Source organism: Achromobacter sp. 413638, assembly GCF_043119405.1.
Lineage (GTDB): Bacteria > Pseudomonadota > Gammaproteobacteria > Burkholderiales > Burkholderiaceae_B > Achromobacter.
Genome location: NZ_JBICCO010000022.1, coordinates 1 through 24,945, shown reverse-complemented (window position 1 = coordinate 24,945; position 24,945 = coordinate 1). Strand labels below are relative to the sequence as shown.

Here is a 24,945-nt window from a genome sequence, read left to right as displayed (position 1 = left end):
TCAGCGTTTGACCGGGCCGGCCTGTTGCAGGAAGCGGGTATCGAAGCCCTTGCTGTCATCGAAGCTGGCCGCCAGCGCGCCCTGTTCCTTGTAGAGCGTGGCGGTGGCCCGCCACTGCGCCGGATCGATCCAGCCCAGCCCGTGCTCGCGGGTATGGGCGCTGAAGAAGGTGTAGTCCAGGTCGGCCTGAAGCTGCGCCACCAGCATCTCCTTCTTGCCCTTGTATTCCGGGTTGTTCCTGATCAGCGAGTCGGCCGCGGCGCCCGGATCCTGGATCACGTCGGCGTAGCCCTTCATATAGGCGGCCACGAAGCGGCGCACCAGGTCCGGCCGCTCGGCGATGGTCTTGTCGGCCGTGAACATGCCCGAGCCATAGCTCTGGATGCCCAGATCCGCGCCGTGCAGCACCGACAGCGAGCCGGGGCCGCCGGCCTTGTGCTCCAGCTCGGGCACTTCGGCGTCGATATAGCCCGGCACCGCGTTCACGCGGTTGAGCAGCAGGAAGTTCTCATAAGGCGGCGACACCGTGGACTGCTTGATGTCGTTGAGCGAAATGCCGTTCTTGGCCAGCGCCGCCTTCAGGAAGATGTAGGTGGACCCGGCCGGATGCACGCCGATATTGGCGCCCTTGAGCTGCTGCACGGACTTGAGGTCGAAGTTCTTCTTCACCGAGATGATGGCCAGCGGCGTCTTCTGGTTGACCGCCACCAGCGCCGTGTTGGCGATGCCCTGCGACCTGCCCACCATCAGCGTGGGCAGGTCCGAGAAGCCGAAGTCGGCGTTGCCGTTGGCCACCAGCCGCAACGCGTCGGTGGAGCCGGTGCCCTTGCGGATCGTACCGGCGTCGATGCCCTGCTCGGCGAAATAGCCCTTGTCGCGCGCCACGAAGAACGGCGCATGGTTGCCGCGCACCACCCAGTCCAGCTGCACGGTGACGGCATCCTTGGTCTGGGTCTGGGTCTGGGCCTGGGCCTGGGCCTGGACCGCGCCGGCCAGGGCCAGCGCGCCCAGCAGGCCGCACAGCTTGCTACGCTTGATCATGATTTTCCCCTTGTTGATTGTCGATGCTTCAGCGCGCCGCCCAGCCCAGGAACCGCAGCTCGGCCAGCTCGATCAGGTAATAGAAGAAGACGCCCAGGACGGATATCTGCACCAGCGCGGCGAACACCAGCGCCGTATCCATCTGGCTGGAGGCGAACTGGATCATGTAGCCCAGCCCGGCCGAGGCGCCGACGAATTCGCCGACGATCGCGCCGATCACGCTCAGGGTGATCGCGACCTTCATGCCCGCCATGAGGGCCGGCAGCGAGGACGGGATCTTCACGCGCGCCATGATCTGGCCCGGCGTCGCGCCGATGGACTGCAGCAGCGACATCAGGTTGGCGTCGGCCGAGCGCAGGCCCACCAGCATGTTCAGCGTGACCGGGAAGAAGGCCATGATGACGATCAGGGCGATCTTGGGCAGCAGGTCATAGCCGAACCACAGGATCAGCAGCGGCGCCAGCGCGATCTTCGGCACGTTCTGGAACAGCACGATGAGCGGATAGCTGGCGCGGCCGAACCAGGCGTATCGGTCCACCAGCAGCGCCAGCGTGATCCCCACCACGCAGGAACACAGAAAGCCGTAGAGGATTTCCGCGCCCGTGACCAGGCTGGCCTGGAACAGCTCGTCCTGGCGCTCGAACAGCACGGCGACGATGGCCGACGGCGCCGGCACCACGAAGGCCGACACCTGCAGCAGCCGGACCGCCGCCTCCCACAGCGCCACGATCAGCAGCACCAGCGCGAGGCTGGGCAAGGCGGCGCGCCAGGCCTGGCGCAGCCGGCCGGACGCGGGCCGCGCGGGCGCGGCGGGTTCTTTCAAGGTCGTGCTCATGCTCATTTTCCGCTCCCCGGCGCATGCCCTGCCTTGAGCAGCTGCCGCAACTGGAAAGACTTCTGGTGGAACATCGGGCTGGAAAACGTCGCCTCGTTCTTGGGCTGCGGCAGGCCGATATCCAGCTTCTGCACGATGCGCGCCGGATTGGTGGCCATGACGTAGACGCTGTCGGACAGGTAGACCGCCTCGTCGATGGAGTGCGTGACGAACACCACCGTCTTGCCGGTGCGCCGCCAGATATCGAGCAGGAAGTCGCTCATGTGCTCGCGCGTGATGGCGTCCAGCGCGCCGAAGGGCTCGTCCATCATCAGCACCTCGGGATCCAGCGCCAGTGCCCGTGCGATCGATACGCGCTGGCGCATGCCGCCGGACAGCTGCGCCGGATACCGGTCGGCCGCGTACTCCAGGCCGACCAGGCGCAGCAGTTCCAGCGCGCGGTCGCGTTGCCGCTCGCGCGGCACCGCGTCCACCAGCGCCATCAGCGAACAGACGTTCTCCAGCGCGGTCTTCCAGGGCATCAGCGCGGCTTCCTGGAACACCATGCCCACGCGCCGCTGCCGCACCGCCTCGCCCGGCGGCACGCCGGCCACCGAGACCTCGCCGCCGGTCGGCGGCACCAGTCCGGCGAACACCTTCAGCAGCGTGCTCTTGCCGCAGCCCGAAGGGCCGATGATGGAGGTGAACGAGCCTTTCGCGATCTCGATGTCGATGTCGCTCAACACCCGCACGCAACCGGCGCGGGTGTCGAAATCCACGTTCAGGCCGCGGGCCCGTATCTGCGCCGCCAGGGGCGCCGCCTCCCGCGCCGGGCCGGGCCCGGCGGATGCATTCGCCTGCATGTCCATGGCCCGCCTCAACCCGCGGCCACGGCCGCCGCGAAAGCCGGCCGCTGCTCGATGCGCGCCATCCATTGCCGCAGATGCGCCAGCTCGGGCTTGGGATGGGGGAACTTCAGGCAGCGGCGCACCAGCGGCGCCAGGCAGATGTCGGCCAGGGAGAAGGCCTCGCCCGCGACCCAGGGCCGGCCCGCCAGGTGCCCGTCCAGCAGCGACAGCTCGGCGGACAGCAGCTTGGCGGCCGCCTCGCTCAGTTGCTCGGGCGGCAGCTTGGCTTCCTTGAAGCCGGCCAGGTAGGCCACGTTGAGCGAGGCCAGCGTCCAGTCCATCCAGCGCTCGACCTGGCTGCGCGCGGCGGGATCGCGCGGATACAGCGCGTGGGCCTCCTGCTTGTTGGCCACATAGCGCAGGATGGTGTGCGATTCCCACACGTGCAGCTCGCCGTCGCGCAGGGTCGGCACCTTCTGCGTGGGGTTGATGGCCTGGTATTGCGGGGTGAGCGTGGTGCCCTCGAAGGTCTTGCCGTAATCGTGGCGCTTGTACGGCGCGCCCAGCTCTTCGAGCAGGAACAACACTTTCTGCACATTGCCCGAGGTGGCGCGTCCCAGAACTTCCAGCATGATGATTCTCCCTTGATATATGGTTTGCGCGGCCGTTCAGGACCGCTGCGGCTTGTAGGCGATGCACTCGATCTCGATCTTGGTGTCGATGACCGCGCGGGCCTCCACGGTCGTGCGCGCGAGCATCCCGTCCGGGAAGTACTCCTTGAACACGCCGTTGTAGCGGCCAAAATCGCGCGCGTCTTCCAGGTAGACGGTGGCCTTGACCACGTCGGCCAGGTCGCAGTCGGCCGCCCGCAGCGCCCGCCGCATCGCTTCGATAGTGGCGCGCGTCAGCTGTTCGATGGTGCCTTCCAGCATGACGCCGTTCTCGTCCTTGGCCACCTGGCCCGACACGAAGACGTAGTCGCCCGCCCGCACCGCCGGATGGAACGGCAGGTTGGGATTCTTGTTGCCAAAGGCTTGTTGCAGATAGGTCATGGTCAGGTCCCGTAGACGGAGCTTTCGATGATGTCCAGGCCGCGCTGCCGGTCCAGCAGGTAGAGCAGCCCGCGGTCGTCGGTGGTGACGTCGTTGGACGACGCGCGTTCGCAGCCGGCCGGCGGGTCGGGCTCATAGCAGCCCACTTCGCGCGGCCGGAACGGATCGCTGATGTCCAGCAGTCGCAGGCCGCGCGCGAACCAGGCGAAGGGCAGCACATTGCCGCTGAACTTCTCGGCCGGCTGGTGACAGCCGGACATGGCTTCTTGCGGCTGGCCGTCAGGGTCCACGCCGTCGACCTGGAAGGTGGAGATCGGCATGGGCTGGCGCTCGTCCGTGATGTCGAAGAACCAGGTGAAGGCCGGCGGCGACGGCCGCAGCTTGGCCACGTCCTCGTCCGCCACCACCAGGATCTGGCGGCCCTTGAGCAACCCCGGTATGGGCAGCGCCGTGTGCGTGGGATGCGGATGGGCCGGCCCGGTGTTGAACTGCGACACCAGGCGCGGGCGCGCCATGTCCTCGATGTCCAGGATGAACATGCCGTGATGCCAGTACGACACGTACAGGCGGTTGCCCATGCGCAGCGGATGGTGGCAGCGCGGCGGCACGTAGTTGTCCCAGGGATAGGTTTCGCCGCCGGCCTCGTGCTGGCCGGGAATCCACCAGCGCCCCACTTCCTCGGGCTTCGCCGGATCGCGCAGGTCCAGGATCTTGACGATGTTGCCGATGTAGCCCGGCGCCGTCGGCGAGATATAGGCGTAGCGGCCGTCGAAGTCGTAGCGGTGCACGCCGCCGCCCTGGGTGCCGGTCTTCCAGTGCGTGATCAGGCGCGGACGGTCCGGCCGGCTGACGTCGTAGATGCCCAGTCCGCCGCCGAAATCGTCGGCGCCGCTGCGGAACTTCTCATAGTTGACGATCATCAGGCCGTCGCGCACGCGCACCTTGTGCGAATGCCAGCCGATGGGCACTTCCAACGACGCCAGCAGGCGCGGGCGGCGCGGGTCTTCGACGTCGTAGATCGAGGTGCCGTAGGGCGGACGCATGTGCGAGACATACATCGTCGCGCCCTCCACCCAGACCTGTCCGCCCCCCTCGCAATCGACGTGGGCGAGCAGCGAGGTATTCCATTGTTTAGCCAAGGCCGGGCTCCCTCAGACCAGCTCGACCAGGTCGCCGCCGGCCGTGCGTCCCCACTGGTGGAACAGGCCCATGGCGCGCAGCGCCGGCTCGTCGCTGGCGATGAACAGGATCAGCGGCTCGGTGGCGTCGTTGCGGTACTGCACCCAGTTCTCGCTGGGCACGGCGACCGTGTCGAACGGTTCGAGCGCATGCCGCTGTTCGCCCACCGTCATGCTGCCCTGGCCGCTGAACGGCGACACCAGCAGGTTGGCGGTCTGCTTGAGCGGCAGCGTGGTCTCGCCCGGCCGCACCATCTGCATGAAGAAGGTCATGGTCCGGTAGACCGGGCCGCCCCGAAGCGGATGCGTGTATTCGATCGACACGCCCTCGTGCGGCGATTCGTCCCAGTCGCGAAAGCGATACAGCAGCTCGCGCATGGCTTCGTAGCGGTACACGAACATGGGCGAGGAATCGCCGCCGCCGCGCCGGTGGTCGAGAAAGCGCGGCGTCAGTCCGCCGGCGCCATAGACCATGCGCGAATACTCGGTCTGGAAGCGCGCGCTCTGCTTGCGCACGACCTCGCCGTTTTCCTGGTAGTCGTGCTGGAACGACAGGGCGTTCAGGTTCTCGACCAGCGGATAGTCCAGCACTGACAGATTGATGGCCGGCTCGCCGCCCAGGTTGCCGTGGTTGTGCCAGGTGTCGCGCGGCGTCAGCACCATGTCGCCGGGCAGGAAGGTGATGTCCTCGCCCTCCACGCCCGTGAAGTTCTGCCGGCCCGTCAGGCCGAAGCGCACGGCGCTGGCCGTGTGCGCGTGCGGCGGCATGAGTTCGTTGGGATCGTTCTGGCGATAGGCGGTGTACAGCGTGGACACCGTCGCGCGGCGCGGCGCCAGGCCCGGGTTGATGAGGATCAGCGAGCGGCGGTCGGTGTTCTCGGTGGAGATCAGGCGCGCCGACTGGGCCAGCAGGGGCTGGATGTCGTCGCGGTACGACCAGCGGTGCGGCACCGGCTTGGGGCCGTTGGTCAGCTGGCTGATGTCGTCGTGCGCGCTGTCTCCGCGCGCCCAGAACGGAAACATGTGCCTCCGTTCGATCTGCTCATACATGGACAGCAATTCCGCCGCGCGCGCATCGCCGGCGACCTCGGTCGCGTGCATACACATTCCCCTTTGAATGGTTATCAGGATTCAGCGGAACAAAATCTAATAACAACCAATGGTTGTGTAAACGCGATTCTGGTTTTTTTATGGAAAACCCCTAAACCTGATTTTCCGACCCTTATTTTTCTGCGCTTTCCCCATGCAAATCAGGCATTTGCGAATTAGCAACCGAATAACCGCCAATTAACAACCATTCAGGGTTTTCGATATTGCTGGGCGTATATTCCGCCCATAAGATGTACGCAAAAAAACCGGAGGCGGGAAACTCATGGCACGCACAAGGCAACCCGAAGTTTCGAATGACGTCACGCGCCTGATCACGCAGATCCGCGCCATGATCGGCAAGGGCGAGGAGCTGCCGCCCGAGCGCCTGCTGGCCGATCAGCTGAAGGTGAAGCGGCATCGCCTGCGGCTGGCGCTGGAGACGATGCGCGACGCCGCCGAACTGCCCCGCCCCATCATCCGCCGCAACGACAGTCCGGTGCTCAAGAGCGACGTGGTGGTCCAGGGCACCAATGCGCTGGAGGTCATCGAGCTGCGCATCGTGCTGGAGCCGGCCATCGCGCGCTTGGCGGCGGTGCGCGCATCGCCGGTGCAGATCGCCAAGATCCTGGAAGCCGCCACCACGCCGCAGGGCGTGACGCGCACCATCGGCGACATCGCCTTCCACAAGCTGCTGGCCGACAGCTCCGGCAACCAGCTCGCGGCCAGTCTGTATGCCTTCCTGCGCCGCGTCGGCTCCGACCACAGGCTGCACGTGCCCATGGCCAGCGCGATCACGAGCGAGCGCATCCAGCAACGCGACCAGGAACACCGCGCCATCGCGGAAGCCATCGCCGCGCGCTCGCCGGACGCCGCCGAACAGGCCATGCGCCAGCACTTGCGGCGGGTCCAGCGCGAGATCGCCGATCGCTTGAATCCGCTGGAGACGGCCTGAATTTCTGGCCTGAGTCTCTGGCCTGAGTCTCTGGCCTGAGTTTCTGGCCTGATTTCCTGGCTAGCGCTTTCAGGCTGGGACGTTCAGACCTGGAGTGCCGACCTGGAGCGCCATGCCTGCCCCTAGCCCGCGCCGCCGGGCGGCGGTGCTACGCCTGCCTCTCCATCAATTCCACGACCCAGTCGATGAAGGCGCGCAGCTTGGCGCTGACGTGGCGGTTGGGCGGATAGGCCAGGTACATCGGCATCGTTTCCATGTCCCAGTCCTCGAACAGCCGCGCCAGCTCGCCGCTGGCCAGATGCGGCCGCGCCATGTAGTCGGGCAGCCACAAGATGCCCAGCCCCGCCAGGCCGGCCTGCAGATAGGCGTTGCCGTCGTCCACCGCCAGCGCGTAGCGTCCGTGCACGCTCAGGCGTTCGCCGCCGCGCTGCATGGCATAGGGCAGCGCCCGCCCCAGCCGCGCCCACAGATAGCCCACGATGCGATGGTGCGAGTCTTCCAGCTCGCCCGGATGCCGTGGCACGCCCGCCATCGCCAGATAGCCCGGCGACGCGTACACGCCCAGCCGCAGGTCCGCCACGCGGCGCGCGCGCAGCGATTGGTCCTGCAGCTCGCCGCCGCGGATCACGCAGTCCACGTTCTCGCCGATCAGGTCCACCTTGCGGTCGCTCACGCCCAGGTCCAGCTGGATCTCGGGATAGCGCGCGTGGAAGGCCGGCAAGGCCGGCACCAGCACCATGCGCGCGAAGGGACTGGGCACGTCCACGCGCAGCCGGCCCCGGGGCGAGGCCGAGGCGTCGGACAGGCTGGTCTCGGCATCGTCCATGTCGGCCAGCAGGCGCAGCACGCGTTCGTAATAGGCCGCGCCGTCGGCCGTGACATTGACCTGGCGAGTCGTGCGGTTCAACAGCCTGACGCGCAGCCGCGCCTCCAGCTGCTGCACCAGCTGCGTCACACTGGTCCGGCTGATGCGCAGCGTCTCGGCCGCCTTGGTGAAGCTGCCTGTCTCCACCACCCGCGCAAACGCTTGCATTGCATCGAATCGGTCCATGCGTGTCTCCTGCCCTTCGCCAGATTGTTTGCATTCTACAAACAGTGCTGGACAGGCTTGCCCGTTTATCGGCGGCGCGCCGCCTCCTACAGTGCGGCATCGGTTCACACACATCCAGGCCAGCCGGCCTGTACACGGAGATCAGGCATGACCCAACGCGACGTCGTCTTTCCCCCCGGACGCCAGGCGCTTTATGAGCGCAACCGCTATTCCCCGGCGATCAAGGCCAACGGCTTCCTGTTCGTCTCGGGCCAGGTCGGCAGCCGCGAGGATGGCTCGCCCGAGCCGGACCTGGACGAACAGGTGCGGCTGGCGTTCCGCAACCTCAACGCCGTGCTGGCCGCCGCCGGCTGCAGCTTCGACGACGTGGTCGACGTGACAGTGTTCATCGTCGATCCCGCATCGACGTTCGAACGGATCTGGCGCATCGTTCCCGAGTTCTGGGGACAGGCGCCGTATCCCACGCTGACCGGCGTGGGCGTCACCTGGCTGTATGGGTTCGACGTTGAACTCAAGGTGATCGCCAGGCTGCCGGACGGCGCGGCGGGCTAGGGCCTGTCAATGCAACGGCGCGCGGGATTCGGGAGGCGCGCTTGCGGGTGAAAAACCGTCGTCGCTCACGACAGCCCGCGCTTCGCCTTCCGGGTCTCGACCCAGGAAATCAGGAAGCCCGCCTCGCCGAAGGCGTTGTTGGCGTCCGTCAGATCCTCGGCGCCGACGTCCATCCGGTACGGCGCATCGCCGACCTGGGCCAGCCCGTCTTGGCCCACGCGCTGAGCGATGAACGCCCGCAGCGAATGGCGGGATGCGAGGCCGAGCGCGATGTCCGTGGCAGGCGCGGTCGCGCCGGGAGACTTGGAGGCGGAGCCGGTCACTTGAAGCTGTCGTACTCTCGGTAGTGATTCACCTGGGCGATGAATTCGGCCGGGTCCTCGCCATTCAACCGGCCGGCGATGTATTGCACATTCCCGGCCAGCATCCAGCCACGCAAGTCCAGGCCCCGGACGGCTACCGGCATTTCCAGGTCTTCGTCGTCCAGGTAGACCTCGTCATCGTCCAGTTCCTCCAGATACGTTTCCGAAATGGAATAGAACACGGCCTGCTCGGGCGTCGCGCGCCACGCGTCCAGGTTCACGTAGATCCACTCCCCGGCCTGCAGCGCGGGGATGGCCCGCAGCAGCTCGGCCAGCGTCTTGAACACCTGCATGTCAATCTCCCGTCGGCACGCGATTCAATCGAAGATCCTCATGGCGAGAGAACAATAGCCCGAAACGAAGTCCATCAGGTCATGAAGGTAGTCTTCATGCTCCGGCGCCGCCACGGCCATGGACGCCAGCTCCGCGTACATGCGGTCCCGCGTCCAGCCCGCCGCGCGATGGCGAAGCAGCATTTCCCTGGCGGGCGCGTGGGCCATGCCAGCGGTCGCGGCGTTCAATATGTCCTGCCGGAACGGGCCGGCTTCCGGGGTGCTGCGCATGTTCTCTGGACCGGATCAAAGCCGGATCGATTCAAGCGGATGATGAATCGGCGCGCGGGATCGCCATCCTGCGCGCCGTGGCCTCGTCGACCAGGGTCCGCAGCGCGCGCAGCACCTCGTCGTGCTGCGCGTAGTCGCGGCCATAGGTCAGGTTGAAACCGTAATCGAAATCGGGCGGATTGTCGCCCTGGCTGTGCTGCAGAATGGTTTCCATCTTGTCCAGCGCCTTCACCGCGCGGGCTTCCGGCGTCGCGGCGGCCTCGTACTCGTCCCACAGCGCCAGCAGCCGCTCGCGCGCCGCCGGGTCCAGGCTGCGGGCCAGTTGCAACAGGTCGCGGCGCTCGCGCGCGCTCTTGTCCGGATGCGCGTCGCGCACGATCGCCGGCACATCGCCGCCCAGCGCCTCGCCCAGGTCGTGGACCACGCACAGCTGCAACACGCGCAGCGGATCCAGCCCCGCGAGCCCATCCTGGAACAGCATGGCCATCAGGCACAGACGCCAGCTGTGCTCGGCCGTGCTTTCCTGCCGGCCGCCGGAGCTGCGGCCGCTGCGCAGCACGTCCTTGAGGCGTTCGGCCTGGCGGATGAATTCCAGCCGGCCTTCGAGTGTCGCGGCATCCATGCTTCATGACTCCTTGCGTGTCGGCCGCGCGCTGGGTTCGAATCGCGCGCGCCAGACTCGGATATTGCATCGCCGCCGGATGCGCGTCCACGCATAAAAAATGATCGCAGCGAGACGCGAACCCGCGTACCGCACGGCCACGCGTGGCAGGCTCGCACCCGATCGGATAGACTTCAGCGTCCAGATTCCATGCCACACGCATTCTCTCCATGACGCCAGGCCCGCTCACGGATCGCTGAGCCGCAACGACACCCAACCCCAGTCGTTGCGGCGATCGCCCCTCATTGAGCCCCCTCTCTGAGCCTCATCCAGGCAGATCGCCGCCGGATTCTCTTTCCGTGCGGAGGCTTTGCCATGCCCACCCATTCTTCCCCTGCCCGCCCCGACATCTGGGCCGGTCCCCTGCCGCCTGCGCTCGCGCTGATGGCGCCCTTCGACCTGCTCGCCTCGCTGGCGATGGACGTGTACCTGCCCGTGGTGCCGGCCATGCCCGCGGCCTTGCAGACCACGCCCGCCATGGTCCAGCTGACCCTCAGCATCTACATGCTGATGCTGGGACTGGGCCAATTGATCTTCGGCCCGCTGTCCGACCGCATCGGCCGGCGGCCGGTGCTGCTGGGCGGCGCGCTGCTGTATGCCGCCGCGTCGCTGGCGCTGGCCGCCGCCGGCAGCGGCGGGCTCTTCGTCGCGTTGCGGCTGCTACAGGCGCTGGGCGCCTCGGCCGCGCTGGTGGCCATGTTCGCCACCGTGCGCGATGTTTATGCCGACCGGCCGGAAGGCAGCACCATCTATGGCCTGTTCAGCGCCATGCTGGCCTTCGTCCCCGCGCTCGGGCCGATGCTCGGCGCGGCCATCGCGGCGGGCTTCGGCTGGCGGGCGATCTTCGTCGCGCTGGGCGCGGCGGGCCTGCTGGCGTGGTTGCGCGCCATGCCGCGCTGGCGCGAGACCCGTCCATCCACGCCGGGCGCGCGGCGGCCCGGCTTCGCGCCCATGCTGGGCAGCCTGCGGTTCTGGATCTATACGCTGGGATTCAGCGCGGCGATGGGCGCCTTCTTCGTGTTCTTCTCGACCTCGCCGCGCGTGCTCATGGGCGCCGCCGGCTACTCGCACATGGCCTTCAGCGCGGCCTTCTCGACGGTCGCGCTGGTCATGATCGCGGCCACGCGGCTGGCGCCGCGCCTGGTGGCGCGCTGGGGCATCGCCGGCAGCTTCGCGCGCGGGGCGGCGACGATGCTGGCGGGCGCGGCGCTCCTGGCCGGCTGCGCCGCCACGACGGCGCCGTCCTTTGCCACCTTCGTGATGCCGATGTGGCTGGTGGCGACCGGCATGGTGCTGGTGGTTTCAGTCAGCGCCAACGGCGCGCTGCGGGACTACGGCGACGCGTCGGGCGCCGCGGTGGCGCTGTACTACGCCGCGCAAAGTCTGATCGTGGCCGGCTTGGGCACGCTGTCCACACTGGCGCTGGATGGCGGCAGCGCCTGGCCGCTGGTCGCCTATTGCGCCGCCATGCCGGCGGCCAGCCTGCTGGGGTTGGCGCTGTTGCAACGCAGGGAAGTGGCCGGACGCGAGGACTGAACCCGAGGCCGCGTCACAGCGTCTCGACCAGCCGCGCCGCCGAGCCGTCCGCCAGCACGATGCGCGTCCAGCGGCAGGCGCTCTGGCGGATCGGCACCTCATCCGAGCGATTGGCGCCGGTGCAAAACTCGATGGCGGGCGGGGCTTGCGTTTCGCGCCAGCCCATGGCTTCCAGCGCCGCTTCCATGCGCTGGATTTCCGGCGTGGCGTAGCGCCACAGCGAACGGCCCATCAGCCCGGACAAGGGCGCGCCGAACTCGGCGGCGCGCGACGGCGAGCAGGCCAGCAGCGCGTGACTCAGGTCGCAGACCAGGTGCATCGGCGACGGACCGGCATCGACCAATCGGGCCAGCGCCCGATCCGCCGCCGCGTCCAGCCTGGCGGACAGCCGACGCTCGACCTGCGCGCGCTCGGCCGGCTCCATCTCCTGCACGCCGCTTTCCCAGCGAGATATCGTGGACTGCGCCACGCCGAACAGCTCGGCGGCATGCGTCTGCTTGATCCGGTTCAACAGACGCCAGCGCCGCAACGCGGCGCCCAGTCGCACGGGTTTGAAATCGAGAACCGTCATGGCGGCCAGGGGTGGATGTCGTGCGGGCGCATCTGCGGGACAGCGCACTAGCGCTGCTGCATCGCCATGCGCACGCCCAGCGCGCAATAGACCGTGCCGACCGCCTTGCCCTGCCAGCGCCAGATCGCCGGATGGCGGCGCAGGAAGCGGCCGACGCGGCCGGCGCACAGCGCCACCAGCCCCGTGCTCAAGGCGCCCATCAGCACGAACAGCACGCCCAGCGTGGCCAGCTGCAAGGCCACGGGACCGTTCTGCGGACGCACGAACTGCGGCAGGAAGGCCAGGAAGAACAGCGCCGACTTGGGGTTCAGCACCTCGGCCAGGATCGCCTGCCGGAACGCCGTGCGCGCGTCGACGCGCGCGGCCGGCGTCAGTTCGGGCAGGTCGGCCCGCTCCAGGAAGGCGCGCACGCCCAGGTAGACCAGATAGGCCGCGCCGGCGTACTTGACCACGTTGAACAGGAAAGCGGACGTCATCAGGATGGCCGACAGCCCCAGCACTGCCATGCAGGTATGGATCAGGTCGCCGGCCGCGATGCCGAGTCCGGTCGCCATGCCCACGCGCGTGCCCGAGGTGGCCGCCCGCGCCAGCGTCAGCAGCACGGCGGGGCCGGGAATCAGCACGAAGCCGGTCAGCACGGCGAGATAGGTAAGCAGCGTGGCGTGGTCGATCATTGCGTGTTTCCCTTGGAGGCGCGGCGAGCAGGCGGGCGCGCGCCGCCCTGCTCCAGGCGGCAGGCCAGCCCGTCCAGCAACAGGGCCAGGCCCTGTTCGAACGCCTGGTCCGGGCCGCCGCCTTCGAGTATATCCATGGCGGCGCGCAGCAGCGGCGCGTCCTGCGGCAGTTCCTGCCGGGTCATGCCCTGCCCCGCGCCGTCCTGTGCCGCCTGCTGCTCCAGCACCGCGCCCACCGTGTACTGGCTGACCGCCAGCAGCGCATGCACGCTGGCGTCCGGCGCAAACCCGGCGTCCCGCAGCAGGCGCAGCTGCGCCTCCACCGCGCCGGCCTGCGGCCCGTCCGGCCGCGTGCCCGCATGAATGCGCGCACCGTCGCGATAGGCCAGCAGGCCGCGCCGGAAGCTCATGGCGTTGTCGTGCAGGAACGTGCGCCAGTGCTCGCCCGGCTGCGGGATGCCACGGGTGTGGCGTTCGACCAGCATCTGCCGGGAAAGCGCGTCCAGCAGTTCGCGCTTGTTCTTGAAGTGCCAATAGAGCGCGGGTTGCTGCACGCCCAGGCGCTCGGCTAGGCGGCGCGTGCTCAGGCCGTCCACGCCGACCTCGTTCAGCAGGTCCAGCGCGGCGCGGATCACGGTTTCGCGGCTGAGTTTGGTCACGCGGCTTCCTCTGTATCGACCCATCCGCCGGCCCGGATGCCGCTGTGCGTCCGCGCCGGCGTTCAGGTCCGTTCACTGAAATTCCAGGCTTGACAATTTATCACTGATAGATTTTCATACGCAAACTTATCACTGATAAATTTCTAATGAAATCCGACAAAGCCCTGTTCGTCATCCTGACGACCGTCGCGCTGGACGCAGCCGGCATCGGCCTGATCATGCCGGTGCTGCCCGGCCTGCTGCGCACGCTGGCCGGCGCCGATCAGGTCGCCAGCCACTACGGCGTGCTGCTGGCGCTGTATGCGCTGATGCAGTTCCTGTGCGCGCCGCTGCTGGGCGCGCTGTCCGACCGCCACGGACGCCGTCCGGTGCTGCTGGCCTCGCTGGCCGGCGCCGCGGTGGACTACGCGGTGATGGCGGTCGCGCCGGCGCTGTGGGTGCTGTACCTGGGTCGCGCCGTCGCCGGCCTGACCGGCGCGACCGGCGCGGTCGCCAGCTCATGCATCGCCGACCTCTCGCGCGGCGAGGACCGCGCCCGCCGCTACGGCTACCTGAGCGCCTGCATGGGCCTGGGGCTGATCGCCGGGCCGGTCATCGGCGGCCTGGCGGGCCAGTGGTCGCCGCATGCGCCCTTCGCCGTCGCCGCCGCGCTGAACGCGCTCAATTGCCTCATGGCCTGGCGCTTCCTGCCGGAATCGCGGCCCGCGTCCGACGCCACGACATCGGCCGCAACAGCCCCCGCCGCCGCTGGCATCCGCGCGGCTCGCGCGCTCCAGGCGCTCAATCCGCTGGGCGCCCTGCGCTGGGTTCGCGGCCTGCCGGCGGTGCCGGCGCTGCTGCTGGCCTACGTGCTCGCGCAGATCTCTGGCCAGGTGCCTGGATCCTTGTGGGTGCTGTACGGCGAAGACCGCTACCACTGGGACGCCGCCATGGTCGGCCTGTCCCTGGCGGCCTTCGGCGTGCTGCATGCGCTGGCGCAGGCCCTGCTGCCCGGCCCCGCCACCCGGCGTTTCGGCGAGCGCGGCAGCGCCATGCTGGGCTTGCTGGCCGATGGCTGCGCCTACGTGCTGATCGCCTTCGCGACGCAGGGCTGGATGGCGTTTCCAATCCTGTTGCCGCTGGCGCTGGGCGGCCTGGTCGTGCCCGCGTTGCAGGCGCTGCTCTCGCAGCAGGCCGGCGCGTCGCGCCAGGGGCAGTTGCAAGGATCTCTGGCCTCCCTGGCGGGCCTGACCTCCGTCATCGGCCCGCTGTGCGTCACCGCCCTCTATGCCGCGCCCGGCCAGGGTTGGAACGGCTGGCCCTGGCTGGCCGGCGCGGCGCTGAACCTGGCCGGACTGGCGCTGTTGCTGCGGCGTGCCAGGCCCGCGCGCGACCTGTGCGCCGGGAACGGGCCGGCGACGGCGCGACAGCGGCAGTGACAAGCCCCTTCGCGGAACGCCCAGCAAGGACCGGAGTGGCGAACGCGACCGGCCTGCCTACACTGGCTTCACTGCCCGAACCCCAGGAGACCCGCCATGATCCGCCAAGACGCAGCATTCACCTGCCGCTACCGCGCGCCCGGCAGCGCGCCACAAGGCCCGATCCGCTACGCCATCGGCCAGACCACACTGGGCATGGTCCTGGCCGGCAAGACGGAGCTTGGCATCTGCGCGATTCTGCTGGGCGCGGACCGGGACGCGCTGCGCGCCGAGCTGGCCGCCGCCTTTCCCGATGCGACGCTGCACGCGGATCCGCGATCGCTGCAACCTGAGCTGGCCGCCATCGCCGCCTATATCGACCACGGCAACGCCGATGCGCCGCTGGCGCTGGACGTGGGCGGCACCGCCTTCCAGCAGCAGGTGTGGCAGGCGCTCGCCGCCATCCCGGCCGGCCAGACCCGCAGCTACGGCGAGCTGGCGCGCCAGCTCGGCGCGCCCGACGCCTCGCGCGCCGTGGCCGGCGCCTGCGCCGCCAACGTGCTGGCCGTGGCCATTCCCTGCCATCGCGTGGTGCGTGGCGATGGCGCGCTATCCGGCTATCGCTGGGGCGTCGAACGCAAGCGCGCGCTGCTCGCCGGCGAGCGCGGCCGATGATGCCGGAAACCTGCGCCATGGCGCCGGACCTGGACCGCCACGATTGGGAAGCCATCGCGCGCGCGCTCGACGCGCGCGGCAATGCGCGGCTGCCCGGCTTGCTGGACCCCGCGCAATGCGCGGCCCTGGCAGCCGGATACGCCTCGCCGGACGGCTATCGCAGCCGTATCGTGATGGCGCGCCACGGCTTCGGGCGGGGCGAGTACAAGTATTTTTCCTACCCGCTGCCGCCGCTGCTGCAAGCGCTGCGCCAGGCGCTGTATCCGCGCCTGGCGCCCATCGCCAACCGCTGGAACCAACTGCTCGGCGATCCGCAACGGTTTCCCGCCACGCACGACGCGTTCCTGGCGCAATGCCATGCGGCCGGCCAGAAGCGGCCCACGCCGCTCATCCTGCAATATGGGGCGGACGACTACAACTGCCTGCACCAGGACCTGTACGGCGAGCGGGTCTTTCCCTTGCAGGTGGCCATCCTGCTGTCGCGGCCCGGCCGGGACTTCAGCGGCGGCGAATTCGTCATGACGGAGACCGCCTCCAGCGGCCAGCGCGCCGAGGTCATCGCGCTGGACCAGGGCGACGCGCTGGTCTTCACGGTCAATCACCGGCCGGCTCCGGGCAAGCGCGGCGGCACGCGCAAGGTCGCCATGCGCCATGGCGTGAGCCGTGTGCGCGGCGGTTCGCGCCATACCGTGGGTCTGATTTTTCATGATGCGCGTTGACCCCTGCCCGGCCCGGCGCGCATGCGTTAAAAAGACTGCCAGGATCCCTTCCGTGATGAACCCGCAACAAGGACGCTGATGCCGCGCGCCGCCATCCCCGCCGACCTGTCTCCCCGCGCCTACCGGCGCGCCGCTGATTTCCTGGCCGGCCTGGACGCCGACTGGGCGCGCCATGTCGCGGCCGTCGGTCCCTGCAGGCACGAAGCCAAGCCGGGCCGCGAACCGTATGAAGCGCTGGTGCGCGCCATCGCCCACCAGCAATTGCATGCCCGCGCCGCCGAAGCCATCCTGGCGCGCTTGCTGGCGCTGTACCCCGACGCGGACTTCCCCAGTCCGCAAGCGTTGCTGGCCACCGATGAACAGCAACAGCGCGCCTGCGGCCTGTCGGCCAGCAAGCTGGTCGCCATTCGCGGCATCGCACAGGCGGCTGCGGACGGCGTGGTCCCGAGCCGCGCCGACGCCTTGCGCCTGTCCGACGACGAGCTGATCGCGCGCCTGACGCCGCTGCGCGGCGTGGGCCGCTGGACGGTCGAGATGTTCCTGATCTACACGCTGGAGCGGTCCGACATCCTGCCGGTGGACGACTATGGCGTGCGCGAAGGCTATCGCCGCCTGAAAGGCCTGGACAAGACGCCCACGCCGCGCCAGATGCGCGACATCGGGCTGGCCTGGAGCCCGCATCGCACCGTCGCCGCATGGTATCTGTGGCGGCTGCCCGCCCAGGGCGTCCACCCGCCGGGCGATACCGTCCGAGCATCGGCCGGGGATGCACAGCCATGACCGGCATCGTCGCCATGCTGGACGGCAGGAACTGGACCGCCATCGCCCATGAACTGGACGTGGAAGGCTATGCGCTGCTGCCGGGACTGCTGACGCCGGCACAGGCGCGCGAGCTGGCGAACGCCGCGCCCGCCACGGCGCCCACCGCACGCGCCAGCGCCAGCGCGGACAGCGGCGAGCTGTTCGGACACGCCCCCACGGCGCCAGCGGCCTGGATGCCATGGCGCGAGGCGTTCTATCGCCATCTGGCGCCGATTGCCAACCGCTGGCAGCAGATCCTGGACGACCCGCTGCGCTATCCGGCCGAACTGCCGGAATTCCTTGCGCGGAATCGCGCCGCCGGCCAGACGCGGCCGCTGTCGCGCCTGCAACGGCTGCGCCAGGGAGACGAGGTGGGCCTGCATCAGCACGTCGACGGCGACTGCGTCTTTCCGCTGCAGGTCGTGGCCTTGCTGTCCGAGCCCGGACGGGATTTCACCGGTGGCGAATTCGTCATGACCGAGCAGCGTCCGCGCATGCAATCGCGCCCCATCGTGCTGCCGCTGGGCATCGGCGACGCCGCCATCATCGGCGCGGGTCAGCGGCCGTTCAAGGGCGGCGCCGGCTACTACCGCGTCAATCTCAAGCACGCCATCAGCCGCGTGCGCGATGGCGAGCGCGTCGGCCTGGAACTGCTGTTGCACGACGCGCCCTGAACGGCGCCTCAGGCGGAGGCCCGGCGCCTTTCCTTGGCCAGGTTGACCTGCAAGGCGGCCCGCGCCACTTCCGCCAGCGCGGGCGGCCAGGCGGCGTTGCCCCGGGCGCGCAGCCACTCCAGCAGGTCGGCCAGATGCCACAGGGACGTGGTGCCTTCATGCACCGGCACCGGGAAGCTGCCCGGATACGCCAGCATCAGCTTGCGCATGGCCTGCCGCGACACGCCGGCGATCTCGGCCACGTCGGTCAGGCCGACCAGGTCCGGCGCGGCCTCGATCAGGCGCGCGTCGGGCAAGGCGCGGCGTACATCGTCCAGCGCGCTGCCGACCGCGACCTCGGCGCTGGGCGCCTCGCGCGTGAATTCCAGCGCCAGGCGGCCCGGCAGGCCAATGCCCGCCAGCGCGTCGTCGCAACCGGCTTCGCCCAGGCGCTCGATGACGGCGTCCATGTCCTCGACATCGCTGCCCAGCTGGTATTTCAGGGTGAAGATGTATTCCATCGCTGTTCCTCGGCGCGCGGCGCGTCAGCCGCCGTGCGCGGTGCAGTTGTCGACCACGCGCCGCAAGGCGCGCGCATGATTGCCCGGATTCCTGGGCGTGCTCCAGACGCTGGTGATGCAGAACTCGCCACAGCGGCATTCGTCGTGCCGCCTGGGGCAATAGATCTTGCCCCAGGCATGGGCCCCGCCCACCGTCACGCGCCAGCCATGCGTTTCGGCATGCCTGAGCGCCGCCTCGACTTCTTTCTTCGGATGCAAAGACCTGGTCATCAAGCGCCTCCATTATCGAAAACCACACACAGGGTTGTCAATAGACAACTTCAAACAATCACTGTCGCAACGGCATGTCTGCAATGAACTAGGACAGAATTACCGGCGATCGCGCCGGCGGCTCAACATAGCCGTATGGCGACCGGACAGCCAGTATGCGACGCCCGCGGGGCGCGCAGCGCCGCAGGGGACAGGAAGATCACTTGTGGTTTGCCGCGATGGCGGCGGCAGGCGCGCGCGGCGCCCGCCTGATCAGGAGCGGCTCGCCCCGACGCCTTACTCCAGCCCGGCCCGCCGCGCCGGCGTGCGCGACAAGGCGGCCCAGTCCAGCTGGCCCTCGCCGCGCGCCAGGCTCTCGATGTGCGCATCGCGCAGCACGCCGGCCAGTTGCAGCGGCACGTGCACCTGCTCGGCCGCTTCCTGCGCCAGGCGCAGGTCCTTCAGGCCCAGCGCCAGCTTGAAGCCGGCCGGCTCGAAGCGCTCTTCGGCGATGGCCTGCCCATAACCCTGGTACACCGGCGCGGCGAATGCGGTGGACGTGGCCATCTCCAGGAAGGCCGCCTTGTCCACGTCGTAACCGCGCACCAGGGCAACCGCTTCGCTCATGGCGCCGATGGCGCTGCCGATCATGAAGTTCACCGCCAGCTTGACGGCGTTGGCCTGCTCGGGACGTTCGCCGAAATACCAGGTCTTGCGGCCCATCGCGTCGAACAGCGGCTGCACCGCCAGCAGCGCCCGCGCCTCGCCGGCCGCCAGGATATTGAGCTGGCCGGCCTCGGCCACGTTGACCCGGCCCAGCACCGGCGCCGCCACATAGGCCACGCCGCGCTCGCCATGCAACCGCGCCAGCTCGGCCGCCAGCGCCACCGACACGGTGGCCATGTTGACGTGCACCGCGCCGGGGGCCAGCGCGGCCAGCGCGCCGGCCTCCAGCACCGCATAACGCGTGGCCGCGTCGTCGGCCAGCATGGACACCAGCGCATCGGCGCCCGCGGCGGCCTCGGCCGGGCTGGCCGCCGCCTGCGCGCCCAGCGCCGCCAGTTTCCCGAGCGGCGCGGGCGAACGGTTCCAGGCGCGCACGACATAGCCCGCGCGCAGCAGGTTGGCGGCCATCGGCAGGCCCATCGTGCCCAGACCCAGGAAAGCGATCGTCTTCATGGTTGCTGCTCCTTAATTGGAAATATTCATTTCCTAAATTGGCAAAAAAAAGCCGGCGGGACCCTCCCGGCGGCCGGTCATTCCAGCGCCTTGAGCGCCATGTCCACCACCGCCAGCATGTCCTGCCGCCGGCGGCCCGTCTTGCCGACCACGCGCATGCCTTGCACCAGGCACAACAACATGCGGGCAGCGTCTGCCGGATCGATATGCGCGGCCAGCGAGCCGTCTTCCTGCCCTTCCCGGATCAGGCCGGCCAGCAGCGCCTCGTTGCGGCCCAGCGCCGTGGTCACGCGTTCGGCCACGTCCTCGTCGAAGAACGACAGCTCCGCCGCGCTCTCGACCACCAGGCAGCCCTGCCGGCCCTGCCGGCCTTGCGACGATTCGGCGTAGAAGGCCAGCAACCTGCGCAGTCGTTCACGCCCGCTGCCGCCGGCGCCGATGGCCCGCGCCATGCCTTCGACGCGGCGCGCGCGGTAGTGGTCCAGCGCTGCCAGGAACAACGCGTGCTTGTCCTTGAACGCCTTGTACAGGCTGCCCTGCGCCAGCTCGGTGCCGCGCGCCAGATCGCCAATGGAGGTGCCGTGGTAGCCGCGCTGACTGAACACGTCCACGGCCCGGTCCAGCGCCTGTTCCATGTCGAACTCGCGCGGCCGGCCCCTGGCGCGGGACGCGCTGGCGGTATCGGTCGTGCGATCTGGCATGGGATCTCAAAAATGGAAATGAACGTTTTCCAATTTAGCACGAATCACGGCGCGCGGATTCACGCCGCGCCGGCGCGCCGGGCGGCCTCCACTTCCCGAACCAGCGCCAGCATCCTGGCGGCGCTCGGCGCCTGGTTGGCGAACAGCACGCCATACATGAGCGGCGCCACCACGCGCGTGATGATCTGCTCCGCCTCGGCGGCCTGCTCGCCCCGGCCGATGGCGCGCTCGCGGATCGCCTCGATCTGCTGGCGCGTGAAGCCGTCGCACTTGCCGGCCCCTTCGTGGCCCGGCGTGCCCAGCACGTCGCGCAGCATGGCGCGCCCGGGCACCGAGGACATTTCGTCGAAGTACTGTTCCAGCCAGGCCAGCAGATCGCCGTAGAACGAACCGGTGTCGGGCGGCGCCTGCTCGGGCTGCAACTGCTCCACCGCCACGTCCGCCAGCAACTGCGACAGGTCGCCCCAGCGGCGATAGATGGTCGACGGGGTCACGCCCGCGCGCGCCGCCACCGCAGGCACCGTCAGCCCATCGCGGCCCTGTTCCCGCTGCAATTCGCGCACCGCCTGGTGCACCGCGGCCTGCACGCGCGCGCTGCGCCCGCCGGGGCGTGGCCCTGATTTGTCGGTCATGCCTGGTCCTGCCGTCATGGATATGCTTATGCGCCAATTCACTAAAGCAAAATATTTGCGTTAGTGAGCATGATCTTGTATTCTCACTAACGCAAATATTTTGCATTTAAAGGCGCGCCATGTCCACGACCTCATCCGAATCCCTGGCTTGCCCCGTCATCCAACCGGGCAAGCTATCGCGTCGCGGCGCCACCGCCTTCCACGCCTTCGTACTGATGTCCTTCCTGGCGGCCTCGGCGGCGCCCACCCCGCTGTACCGCGTCTACCAGCAGGAATGGGGATTCAGCGCCACGCTGCTCACTGTCGTCTTCGGCGCTTACGCGCTGGCCTTGCTGACGGCGCTGCTGACCGCCGGCCGGCTGTCCGATCACATCGGCCGGCGTCCGGTGATCGCGCTGGCGCTGCTGTTGCAGAGCGTGGCCATGTGCGGTTTCCTGCTGGCCTCGGGCCCCGGCTGGCTGGTCGGCGCGCGCCTGCTGCAAGGCGCGGCCACGGGGCTTGCGACGGCCTCGGTGGGCGCCGCGCTGCTGGACCTGCACCGCGAGCGCGGCGCGCTGATCAACGGCATCTCGCCCATGATCGGCATGGCGGCCGGCGCGCTGGGCAGCACGGCGCTGCTGGTGCACGCGCCCGATCCGCTGCATACCGTCTACGCGCTGCTGCTCGCGCTCTTCCTGCTGGCGCTGGCGCTGCTGTGGCGCGTGCCCGAGACCGCGACGCGCCGCGACGGCGCCTGGGCCAGCCTGCGTCCCCGCATCACCGTGCCGCCGCAGGCCCGCAAGGCGCTGCTCGGCGTCACGCCAGCCAATGTCGCGGTATGGATGCTGGGCGGCTTCTACCTGTCGCTGATGCCGTCGCTGATCGTCTCGGCCACGCAGGCCCGTTCGCCCTGGCTCGGCGGTTTCGCCGTGACGGCGCTGACGCTGAGCGGCGCCCTCGCCATCGCCCTGGTCGCGCTGCGCCGGGTCGGCACCTTCCGCACCTTGCTGTCCGGTGAAATCGCGCTGGCGTCCGGACTGCTGCTGATCCTGATCGCCGCCAACGCCGGCTACCCCGCCCTGCTGCTGGCCGGTTCCATCGTCGCCGGCCTGGGTTTCGGCGCCACCTTCCTGGGCGCGGTGCGCACCGTGCTGCCGCTGGCAGAGCCGCACGAACGCGCCGGCCTGATGGGCGCGTTCTATGTCGAGAGCTATCTGGCCAACAGTGTGCCGACCATGATCGCGGGCTACATGGCGCAGCGCGCCGGGCTGCTGGCGGCGGCCGACGCGTATGGCGCGATCATCCTCGCGCTGGCGGTGGCGGCCATCGTGCTGGCCGTGACGCGGCGACGCGCCTGCTTGCGGCAGGCGGCTGCCGGCCAGCCGCTGTGAATCGCTGACGCGCGCCGCGCCGGCGCCACGTTTGCGGGGCAGGCAATCGCAACAACGGTCCCGGCTTATCATTGCTGGTCCCGCCGCCGCGCTCGCGGGATGCGCGAGCGCGGCGACGACAGCTTCTTTTCCGCGCCCGACCGACACGCCATGAACCAGCCTTCCGCCACGCTCGCCGCCATCCTGCGCGCCATACCCCGGCGCTATCGGAGCACGGCCCGGCCCGCCCCTGGCGCCGTCGCGCAGCCCGATCCGGACAGCCCCATCGCACGGCTGGCGCGCGCCATCGAACCGCTGCAGGCCGCCGACGCTTCTGCCCAAGCGCCCGATGGCGCAGTGCGCCACGCGTTCATCGACGCGCTGGCCGCGCTCATCGACGAGGCCCTGCGACCCGATGCCGGCGACCCCGTGTTCCAGGGCGCGCTGCAGGAATACCGCCACCCCGTCGTCCGTGAATACCTGGAACTGCGCCACCAGGAAGCCGCCGACCAGCGCCAGCTGCGCGCCGCCATCAACACCGTCGCGCATCCGGCCAAGCCGCCGCGCCTGGCGCCCGGCGCGGGACGCGAATCCCTGGCGCGGCTGCACGCCGAGGTTTCTTCGGGATCATGGCAACAGGCGGCGCAGACCGCGCAAGCGTTGCTGAATCTACCGCAGGTCCACACCGACGCGGACCTCGCGTCCGCGCTGCGCGCGCTGCTCGACGCCCCGGCGCTCGCCCGCCTGCAACGGCTCGACGCGCTGGCGTCGGACCCGCGGGTGCGGCAGTACGAAGCGATCCGCGAGAAACAAGGCCCGCGCTCCGGCAGCGAAGAGGCCAATGCGCAAGGCCTGCTGGCCAGGCAACGCGGCGTCGCGGTCGAGATCCTGGCCGCGCGCGCGCTCGAAGCGCTGGCGCGACATCTGGACCAGGCGTCCCCTTCCGAATCACGCCATGGCGACGCATCGCCCGGCTACCGCGTGGTGACCTCGCTGCGCGTGCCATCGGCCCTGGCCGCCAATGCCGACCGCGCCAAGACCGAGTGGGACGCGGTGCTGCTGCGCCGCGCCGACGGCAACGCGAGCGAGACGCCGCTTTGGGATGTCTGCCTGCTCATCGAGGCCAAGGCCTCCGTGGACGCCGCCACGACCGACCTGCCGCGCCTGTTGCGCGGCTTGCGCCTGCTGGCCCAGGCCGAACCGGACGCGTCCTATTCCTGCGCCACGCAGCAAGGCCAGGTCCGGCTGCGCGGCGCCTCGCTGCGCGCGCTGCCGCAGGAAATGGAGAATCTGGCCGACGCCGTGCTGTACTGCTGCGACGCGCCCGACGAAACCTGGACGCCGGCGCTCAACGCCGCCAGCCGCATGCAGCTGCTGTCCGCGCCGCCCAGCCTGGCCTACGCCGCCCTGCTGGCCGCCGGCGAGCCGGCCGACGCGCGCATGCTCGAGCCGCTGTGGCAGGACCTGCGGCAGAACCCGCGCTGGCAAGCCATGCTGAATCTGGGCGCCACCCGCCGGCTGGCGCGCGAGCTGATGGTGCATCCCGACGATCTGCTTGCGTCGATCAACGCTTGAGCGCGGGCAGCGGCACCATGATGGGCTGCCCTGGCGCGCTGCACCCCATGTCGCAGCAGCGTCCGGGCTGGCGGTTCTTCGTGGCCGCGCGCGCCTCGTCATGCAGCACGCCCCGCTCCAGCAGGCGTTCCACCAGTTCCACCTTGGAACCCAGGGGATAGTTGCGCCAGATCTCCTGCTTCATCGCCGCCGGCGAACCGCCGCCGTGCAGGCTGATGACCGAATACCAGCCGCCCTGGTACGAGGCGGTCAGGTCCTCGATGAAGCGCGCCGTCTGTATGCGACGGTCGTAGGGCACGGCGGGATTGGCCTGCAGCGCCTCCGACAGCCGGGCGGCCGTGGCGGGATTGTGGTCTTCGTCCGGGCCGGGCAAGGCGACGATCAGCCCGCCGGACACCTCGTGCGCCAGCCGGTGCATGTCGTAGATCTGCGTGGCCAGCAGCAGCTTGCCGATATTGCTGAACACCGGGTCCGGCATGAACGAGCCGCTGTGTTCATCGCGCGCGGCATAGACGCTGGCCGCGACGCCACAGGCGTAGAAGCCTTCCGTGATCTTGATCAGCTCCACCATCGGCTCGCGCAGATTGGCCTTGACGTCCGGATCCAGCCCGTTGGCCTCGCACATCAGCGCGCCGGCGCCGATCAAGAGGTCGCCGAATCCCGCCCTTGCCGCGATGCAGCTGTGGCGGTGGTGGGTGGCATAGCTGTAGGTCAGCACATGGCTGTGCTCCCAGTCCCCCGCGTAGAACACGCGCTCCCAGGGCACGAACACCCGGTCGAACAGCACCACGGCCGTGGCCTGGCCGTACTTGCGCGAGAACAGCGCATCGCCGTGTTCCAGCTTCTCGCCGGGGGGGGGGGGGGGGGGGGGCCCCCCCGGGTTTGGGGGGG

At 69.3% G+C, this 24,945-nt stretch carries 31 protein-coding genes; 10 read left to right on the top strand and 21 right to left on the bottom strand.

The window, feature by feature from the left end:
- Genes ACEU5R_RS11385 through ACEU5R_RS11355 form a run of 7 tightly spaced genes read right to left on the bottom strand, consistent with a single transcriptional unit; the run spans position 1 to position 6,034 of the window.
- Positions 1-1,041 carry an ABC transporter substrate-binding protein gene (locus ACEU5R_RS11385; RefSeq protein WP_392410212.1) on the bottom strand — a complete coding sequence of 347 codons (1,041 nt, stop codon included), beginning with the start codon at positions 1,039-1,041 and terminating at the stop codon, positions 1-3.
- A 28-nt stretch (positions 1,042-1,069) separates the two neighbouring features.
- On the bottom strand, positions 1,070-1,876 hold the full coding sequence (locus tag ACEU5R_RS11380) for an ABC transporter permease (protein ID WP_233772467.1): 807 nt from the start codon (positions 1,874-1,876) through the stop codon (positions 1,070-1,072).
- Between the two features lie 2 nt (positions 1,877-1,878).
- Entirely contained in the window at positions 1,879-2,724 is an 846-nt protein-coding gene (locus tag ACEU5R_RS11375) for an ABC transporter ATP-binding protein (RefSeq protein WP_233772468.1), read from the bottom strand.
- A gap of 8 nt (positions 2,725-2,732) precedes the next feature.
- On the bottom strand, positions 2,733-3,335 hold the full coding sequence (locus tag ACEU5R_RS11370) for a glutathione S-transferase family protein (protein ID WP_392410211.1): 603 nt from the start codon (positions 3,333-3,335) through the stop codon (positions 2,733-2,735).
- 36 nt (positions 3,336-3,371) lie between these two features.
- The gene (locus tag ACEU5R_RS11365) at positions 3,372-3,755 is read right to left on the bottom strand and encodes a RidA family protein (protein WP_103274812.1); all 384 of its coding nucleotides are present in this window, start codon (positions 3,753-3,755) and stop codon (positions 3,372-3,374) included.
- Between the two features lie 2 nt (positions 3,756-3,757).
- Complete coding sequence (locus ACEU5R_RS11360) at positions 3,758-4,894, bottom strand: LVIVD repeat-containing protein (RefSeq protein ID WP_103274813.1); 1,137 nt, start codon at positions 4,892-4,894, stop codon at positions 3,758-3,760.
- Between the two features lie 12 nt (positions 4,895-4,906).
- The gene (locus tag ACEU5R_RS11355; protein ID WP_103274814.1) at positions 4,907-6,034 is read right to left on the bottom strand and encodes a cupin domain-containing protein; all 1,128 of its coding nucleotides are present in this window, start codon (positions 6,032-6,034) and stop codon (positions 4,907-4,909) included.
- Positions 6,035-6,305: 271 nt separating this feature from the next.
- Between ACEU5R_RS11355 and ACEU5R_RS11350 the strand changes: the two genes are divergently transcribed.
- Positions 6,306-6,974 (top strand): FadR/GntR family transcriptional regulator, encoded by a 669-nt coding sequence (locus ACEU5R_RS11350; protein WP_103274815.1) that lies wholly within the window; start codon positions 6,306-6,308, stop codon positions 6,972-6,974.
- A gap of 148 nt (positions 6,975-7,122) precedes the next feature.
- Here ACEU5R_RS11350 and ACEU5R_RS11345 read toward each other — a convergent pair whose 3' ends face one another.
- Positions 7,123-8,025 (bottom strand): LysR substrate-binding domain-containing protein, encoded by a 903-nt coding sequence (locus ACEU5R_RS11345; protein WP_392410210.1) that lies wholly within the window; start codon positions 8,023-8,025, stop codon positions 7,123-7,125.
- Between the two features lie 147 nt (positions 8,026-8,172).
- On the opposite strand from ACEU5R_RS11345, the gene ACEU5R_RS11340 reads away from it, so the two are divergent.
- On the top strand, positions 8,173-8,577 hold the full coding sequence (locus ACEU5R_RS11340) for a RidA family protein (RefSeq protein ID WP_103274817.1): 405 nt from the start codon (positions 8,173-8,175) through the stop codon (positions 8,575-8,577).
- 65 nt (positions 8,578-8,642) lie between these two features.
- On the opposite strand, the gene ACEU5R_RS11335 is transcribed toward ACEU5R_RS11340, so the two are convergent.
- Genes ACEU5R_RS11335 through ACEU5R_RS11320 form a run of 4 tightly spaced genes read right to left on the bottom strand, consistent with a single transcriptional unit; the run spans position 8,643 to position 10,124 of the window.
- A complete protein-coding gene (locus tag ACEU5R_RS11335; protein ID WP_392410209.1) occupies positions 8,643-8,900 on the bottom strand; it encodes a hypothetical protein in 258 nt (85 codons plus the stop codon).
- Complete coding sequence (locus ACEU5R_RS11330; RefSeq protein ID WP_392410208.1) at positions 8,897-9,232, bottom strand: hypothetical protein; 336 nt, start codon at positions 9,230-9,232, stop codon at positions 8,897-8,899. Before ACEU5R_RS11330 ends, ACEU5R_RS11335 begins: the two co-directional genes overlap by 4 nt.
- A 24-nt stretch (positions 9,233-9,256) precedes the next feature.
- Entirely contained in the window at positions 9,257-9,502 is a 246-nt protein-coding gene (locus ACEU5R_RS11325; protein ID WP_103274820.1) for a hypothetical protein, read from the bottom strand.
- A gap of 31 nt (positions 9,503-9,533) precedes the next feature.
- On the bottom strand, positions 9,534-10,124 hold the full coding sequence (locus ACEU5R_RS11320; RefSeq protein WP_103274821.1) for an HD domain-containing protein: 591 nt from the start codon (positions 10,122-10,124) through the stop codon (positions 9,534-9,536).
- Positions 10,125-10,478: 354 nt separating this feature from the next.
- Between ACEU5R_RS11320 and cml the strand changes: the two genes are divergently transcribed.
- Positions 10,479-11,699 (top strand): CmlA/FloR family chloramphenicol efflux MFS transporter, encoded by a 1,221-nt coding sequence (gene cml, locus ACEU5R_RS11315; protein ID WP_392410207.1) that lies wholly within the window; start codon positions 10,479-10,481, stop codon positions 11,697-11,699.
- Between the two features lie 13 nt (positions 11,700-11,712).
- Here the strand turns inward: cml and ACEU5R_RS11310 are convergent, their stop codons facing one another.
- From ACEU5R_RS11310 to tetR, 3 genes are read right to left on the bottom strand one after another with little or no spacing between them, the layout of a single operon-like run.
- Positions 11,713-12,270, bottom strand: a complete 558-nt coding sequence (locus ACEU5R_RS11310; RefSeq protein ID WP_392410206.1) for a helix-turn-helix domain-containing protein — start codon at positions 12,268-12,270, stop codon at positions 11,713-11,715.
- Between the two features lie 47 nt (positions 12,271-12,317).
- Positions 12,318-12,944 (bottom strand): LysE family translocator, encoded by a 627-nt coding sequence (locus ACEU5R_RS11305; protein WP_392410205.1) that lies wholly within the window; start codon positions 12,942-12,944, stop codon positions 12,318-12,320.
- The gene (gene tetR, locus ACEU5R_RS11300) at positions 12,941-13,603 is read right to left on the bottom strand and encodes a tetracycline resistance transcriptional repressor TetR (RefSeq protein ID WP_392410204.1); all 663 of its coding nucleotides are present in this window, start codon (positions 13,601-13,603) and stop codon (positions 12,941-12,943) included. Before tetR ends, ACEU5R_RS11305 begins: the two co-directional genes overlap by 4 nt.
- A gap of 146 nt (positions 13,604-13,749) precedes the next feature.
- Here tetR and tet point away from each other — a divergent pair, with 146 nt between their 5' ends.
- The 5 genes from tet to ACEU5R_RS11275 all read left to right on the top strand — a co-directional run bounded on the left by tet (position 13,750) and on the right by ACEU5R_RS11275 (position 17,869).
- Positions 13,750-15,021 (top strand): Tet(A)/Tet(B)/Tet(C) family tetracycline efflux MFS transporter, encoded by a 1,272-nt coding sequence (gene tet / locus ACEU5R_RS11295; protein WP_392410203.1) that lies wholly within the window; start codon positions 13,750-13,752, stop codon positions 15,019-15,021.
- Between the two features lie 96 nt (positions 15,022-15,117).
- Positions 15,118-15,675: a methylated-DNA--[protein]-cysteine S-methyltransferase gene (locus ACEU5R_RS11290; protein ID WP_392410202.1), complete on the top strand. Its 558-nt coding sequence runs from the start codon at positions 15,118-15,120 to the stop codon at positions 15,673-15,675.
- Positions 15,672-16,394, top strand: a complete 723-nt coding sequence (locus ACEU5R_RS11285; RefSeq protein ID WP_392410201.1) for a 2OG-Fe(II) oxygenase — start codon at positions 15,672-15,674, stop codon at positions 16,392-16,394. The genes ACEU5R_RS11290 and ACEU5R_RS11285 overlap by 4 nt, the downstream gene beginning before the upstream one ends.
- 78 nt (positions 16,395-16,472) lie before the next feature.
- Positions 16,473-17,174, top strand: a complete 702-nt coding sequence (locus ACEU5R_RS11280; RefSeq protein ID WP_392410200.1) for a DNA-3-methyladenine glycosylase family protein — start codon at positions 16,473-16,475, stop codon at positions 17,172-17,174.
- Complete coding sequence (locus ACEU5R_RS11275) at positions 17,171-17,869, top strand: 2OG-Fe(II) oxygenase (protein WP_392410199.1); 699 nt, start codon at positions 17,171-17,173, stop codon at positions 17,867-17,869. Before ACEU5R_RS11280 ends, ACEU5R_RS11275 begins: the two co-directional genes overlap by 4 nt.
- An 8-nt stretch (positions 17,870-17,877) precedes the next feature.
- Here the strand turns inward: ACEU5R_RS11275 and ACEU5R_RS11270 are convergent, their stop codons facing one another.
- From ACEU5R_RS11270 to ACEU5R_RS11250, 5 genes are all read right to left on the bottom strand, one after another.
- Entirely contained in the window at positions 17,878-18,369 is a 492-nt protein-coding gene (locus ACEU5R_RS11270; RefSeq protein ID WP_103274830.1) for an AlpA family transcriptional regulator, read from the bottom strand.
- 24 nt (positions 18,370-18,393) lie between these two features.
- On the bottom strand, positions 18,394-18,639 hold the full coding sequence (locus ACEU5R_RS11265; RefSeq protein WP_103274831.1) for a hypothetical protein: 246 nt from the start codon (positions 18,637-18,639) through the stop codon (positions 18,394-18,396).
- 276 nt (positions 18,640-18,915) lie between these two features.
- Positions 18,916-19,797, bottom strand: coding sequence for an NAD(P)-dependent oxidoreductase (locus tag ACEU5R_RS11260; protein ID WP_392410198.1), 882 nt, complete (start codon positions 19,795-19,797; stop codon positions 18,916-18,918).
- Between the two features lie 77 nt (positions 19,798-19,874).
- Entirely contained in the window at positions 19,875-20,498 is a 624-nt protein-coding gene (locus ACEU5R_RS11255; RefSeq protein WP_103274833.1) for a TetR/AcrR family transcriptional regulator, read from the bottom strand.
- A gap of 59 nt (positions 20,499-20,557) precedes the next feature.
- Positions 20,558-21,130, bottom strand: a complete 573-nt coding sequence (locus ACEU5R_RS11250) for a TetR/AcrR family transcriptional regulator (protein ID WP_103274834.1) — start codon at positions 21,128-21,130, stop codon at positions 20,558-20,560.
- 119 nt (positions 21,131-21,249) lie between these two features.
- Here ACEU5R_RS11250 and ACEU5R_RS11245 point away from each other — a divergent pair, with 119 nt between their 5' ends.
- Together ACEU5R_RS11245 and ACEU5R_RS11240 are read left to right on the top strand one after the other, a co-directional pair.
- Entirely contained in the window at positions 21,250-22,500 is a 1,251-nt protein-coding gene (locus ACEU5R_RS11245) for an MFS transporter (RefSeq protein WP_392410197.1), read from the top strand.
- A gap of 150 nt (positions 22,501-22,650) precedes the next feature.
- Positions 22,651-24,054 (top strand): 3-deoxy-D-arabino-heptulosonate 7-phosphate synthase, encoded by a 1,404-nt coding sequence (locus tag ACEU5R_RS11240; protein WP_392410196.1) that lies wholly within the window; start codon positions 22,651-22,653, stop codon positions 24,052-24,054.
- Here ACEU5R_RS11240 and ACEU5R_RS11235 read toward each other — a convergent pair.
- Positions 24,044-24,945 (bottom strand): 4-hydroxyphenylacetate 3-hydroxylase C-terminal domain-containing protein (locus ACEU5R_RS11235; protein ID WP_392410195.1); only part of this gene is annotated, 902 nt, incomplete at its 5' end. The two genes, ACEU5R_RS11240 and ACEU5R_RS11235, sit on opposite strands and share 11 nt — an antisense overlap.

Excerpts from the sequence above, each read along its gene's own strand:
- ACEU5R_RS11305 (WP_392410205.1), bottom strand. The coding sequence starts at position 12,944 with ATGATCGACCACGCCACGCTGCTTACCTATCTCGCCGTGCTGACCGGC.
- ACEU5R_RS11320 (WP_103274821.1), bottom strand. The coding sequence starts at position 10,124 with ATGGATGCCGCGACACTCGAAGGCCGGCTGGAATTCATCCGCCAGGCC.
- ACEU5R_RS11365 (WP_103274812.1), bottom strand. The coding sequence starts at position 3,755 with ATGACCTATCTGCAACAAGCCTTTGGCAACAAGAATCCCAACCTGCCG.
- cml (WP_392410207.1), top strand. The coding sequence starts at position 10,479 with ATGCCCACCCATTCTTCCCCTGCCCGCCCCGACATCTGGGCCGGTCCC.
- ACEU5R_RS11275 (WP_392410199.1), top strand. The coding sequence starts at position 17,171 with ATGACCGGCATCGTCGCCATGCTGGACGGCAGGAACTGGACCGCCATC.
- ACEU5R_RS11255 (WP_103274833.1), bottom strand. The coding sequence starts at position 20,498 with ATGCCAGATCGCACGACCGATACCGCCAGCGCGTCCCGCGCCAGGGGC.
- ACEU5R_RS11325 (WP_103274820.1), bottom strand. The coding sequence starts at position 9,502 with ATGCGCAGCACCCCGGAAGCCGGCCCGTTCCGGCAGGACATATTGAAC.
- ACEU5R_RS11285 (WP_392410201.1), top strand. The coding sequence starts at position 15,672 with ATGATGCCGGAAACCTGCGCCATGGCGCCGGACCTGGACCGCCACGAT.
- ACEU5R_RS11245 (WP_392410197.1), top strand. The coding sequence starts at position 21,250 with ATGTCCACGACCTCATCCGAATCCCTGGCTTGCCCCGTCATCCAACCG.
- ACEU5R_RS11350 (WP_103274815.1), top strand. The coding sequence starts at position 6,306 with ATGGCACGCACAAGGCAACCCGAAGTTTCGAATGACGTCACGCGCCTG.
- ACEU5R_RS11375 (WP_233772468.1), bottom strand. The coding sequence starts at position 2,724 with ATGGACATGCAGGCGAATGCATCCGCCGGGCCCGGCCCGGCGCGGGAG.
- ACEU5R_RS11280 (WP_392410200.1), top strand. The coding sequence starts at position 16,473 with ATGCCGCGCGCCGCCATCCCCGCCGACCTGTCTCCCCGCGCCTACCGG.
- ACEU5R_RS11340 (WP_103274817.1), top strand. The coding sequence starts at position 8,173 with ATGACCCAACGCGACGTCGTCTTTCCCCCCGGACGCCAGGCGCTTTAT.
- ACEU5R_RS11265 (WP_103274831.1), bottom strand. The coding sequence starts at position 18,639 with ATGACCAGGTCTTTGCATCCGAAGAAAGAAGTCGAGGCGGCGCTCAGG.
- ACEU5R_RS11345 (WP_392410210.1), bottom strand. The coding sequence starts at position 8,025 with ATGGACCGATTCGATGCAATGCAAGCGTTTGCGCGGGTGGTGGAGACA.
- ACEU5R_RS11385 (WP_392410212.1), bottom strand. The coding sequence starts at position 1,041 with ATGATCAAGCGTAGCAAGCTGTGCGGCCTGCTGGGCGCGCTGGCCCTG.
- ACEU5R_RS11370 (WP_392410211.1), bottom strand. The coding sequence starts at position 3,335 with ATGCTGGAAGTTCTGGGACGCGCCACCTCGGGCAATGTGCAGAAAGTG.
- tet (WP_392410203.1), top strand. The coding sequence starts at position 13,750 with ATGAAATCCGACAAAGCCCTGTTCGTCATCCTGACGACCGTCGCGCTG.
- ACEU5R_RS11330 (WP_392410208.1), bottom strand. The coding sequence starts at position 9,232 with ATGCAGGTGTTCAAGACGCTGGCCGAGCTGCTGCGGGCCATCCCCGCG.
- ACEU5R_RS11355 (WP_103274814.1), bottom strand. The coding sequence starts at position 6,034 with ATGCACGCGACCGAGGTCGCCGGCGATGCGCGCGCGGCGGAATTGCTG.
- ACEU5R_RS11250 (WP_103274834.1), bottom strand. The coding sequence starts at position 21,130 with ATGACCGACAAATCAGGGCCACGCCCCGGCGGGCGCAGCGCGCGCGTG.
- ACEU5R_RS11270 (WP_103274830.1), bottom strand. The coding sequence starts at position 18,369 with ATGGAATACATCTTCACCCTGAAATACCAGCTGGGCAGCGATGTCGAG.
- ACEU5R_RS11260 (WP_392410198.1), bottom strand. The coding sequence starts at position 19,797 with ATGAAGACGATCGCTTTCCTGGGTCTGGGCACGATGGGCCTGCCGATG.
- ACEU5R_RS11380 (WP_233772467.1), bottom strand. The coding sequence starts at position 1,876 with ATGAGCACGACCTTGAAAGAACCCGCCGCGCCCGCGCGGCCCGCGTCC.
- ACEU5R_RS11310 (WP_392410206.1), bottom strand. The coding sequence starts at position 12,270 with ATGACGGTTCTCGATTTCAAACCCGTGCGACTGGGCGCCGCGTTGCGG.
- ACEU5R_RS11240 (WP_392410196.1), top strand. The coding sequence starts at position 22,651 with ATGAACCAGCCTTCCGCCACGCTCGCCGCCATCCTGCGCGCCATACCC.
- ACEU5R_RS11290 (WP_392410202.1), top strand. The coding sequence starts at position 15,118 with ATGATCCGCCAAGACGCAGCATTCACCTGCCGCTACCGCGCGCCCGGC.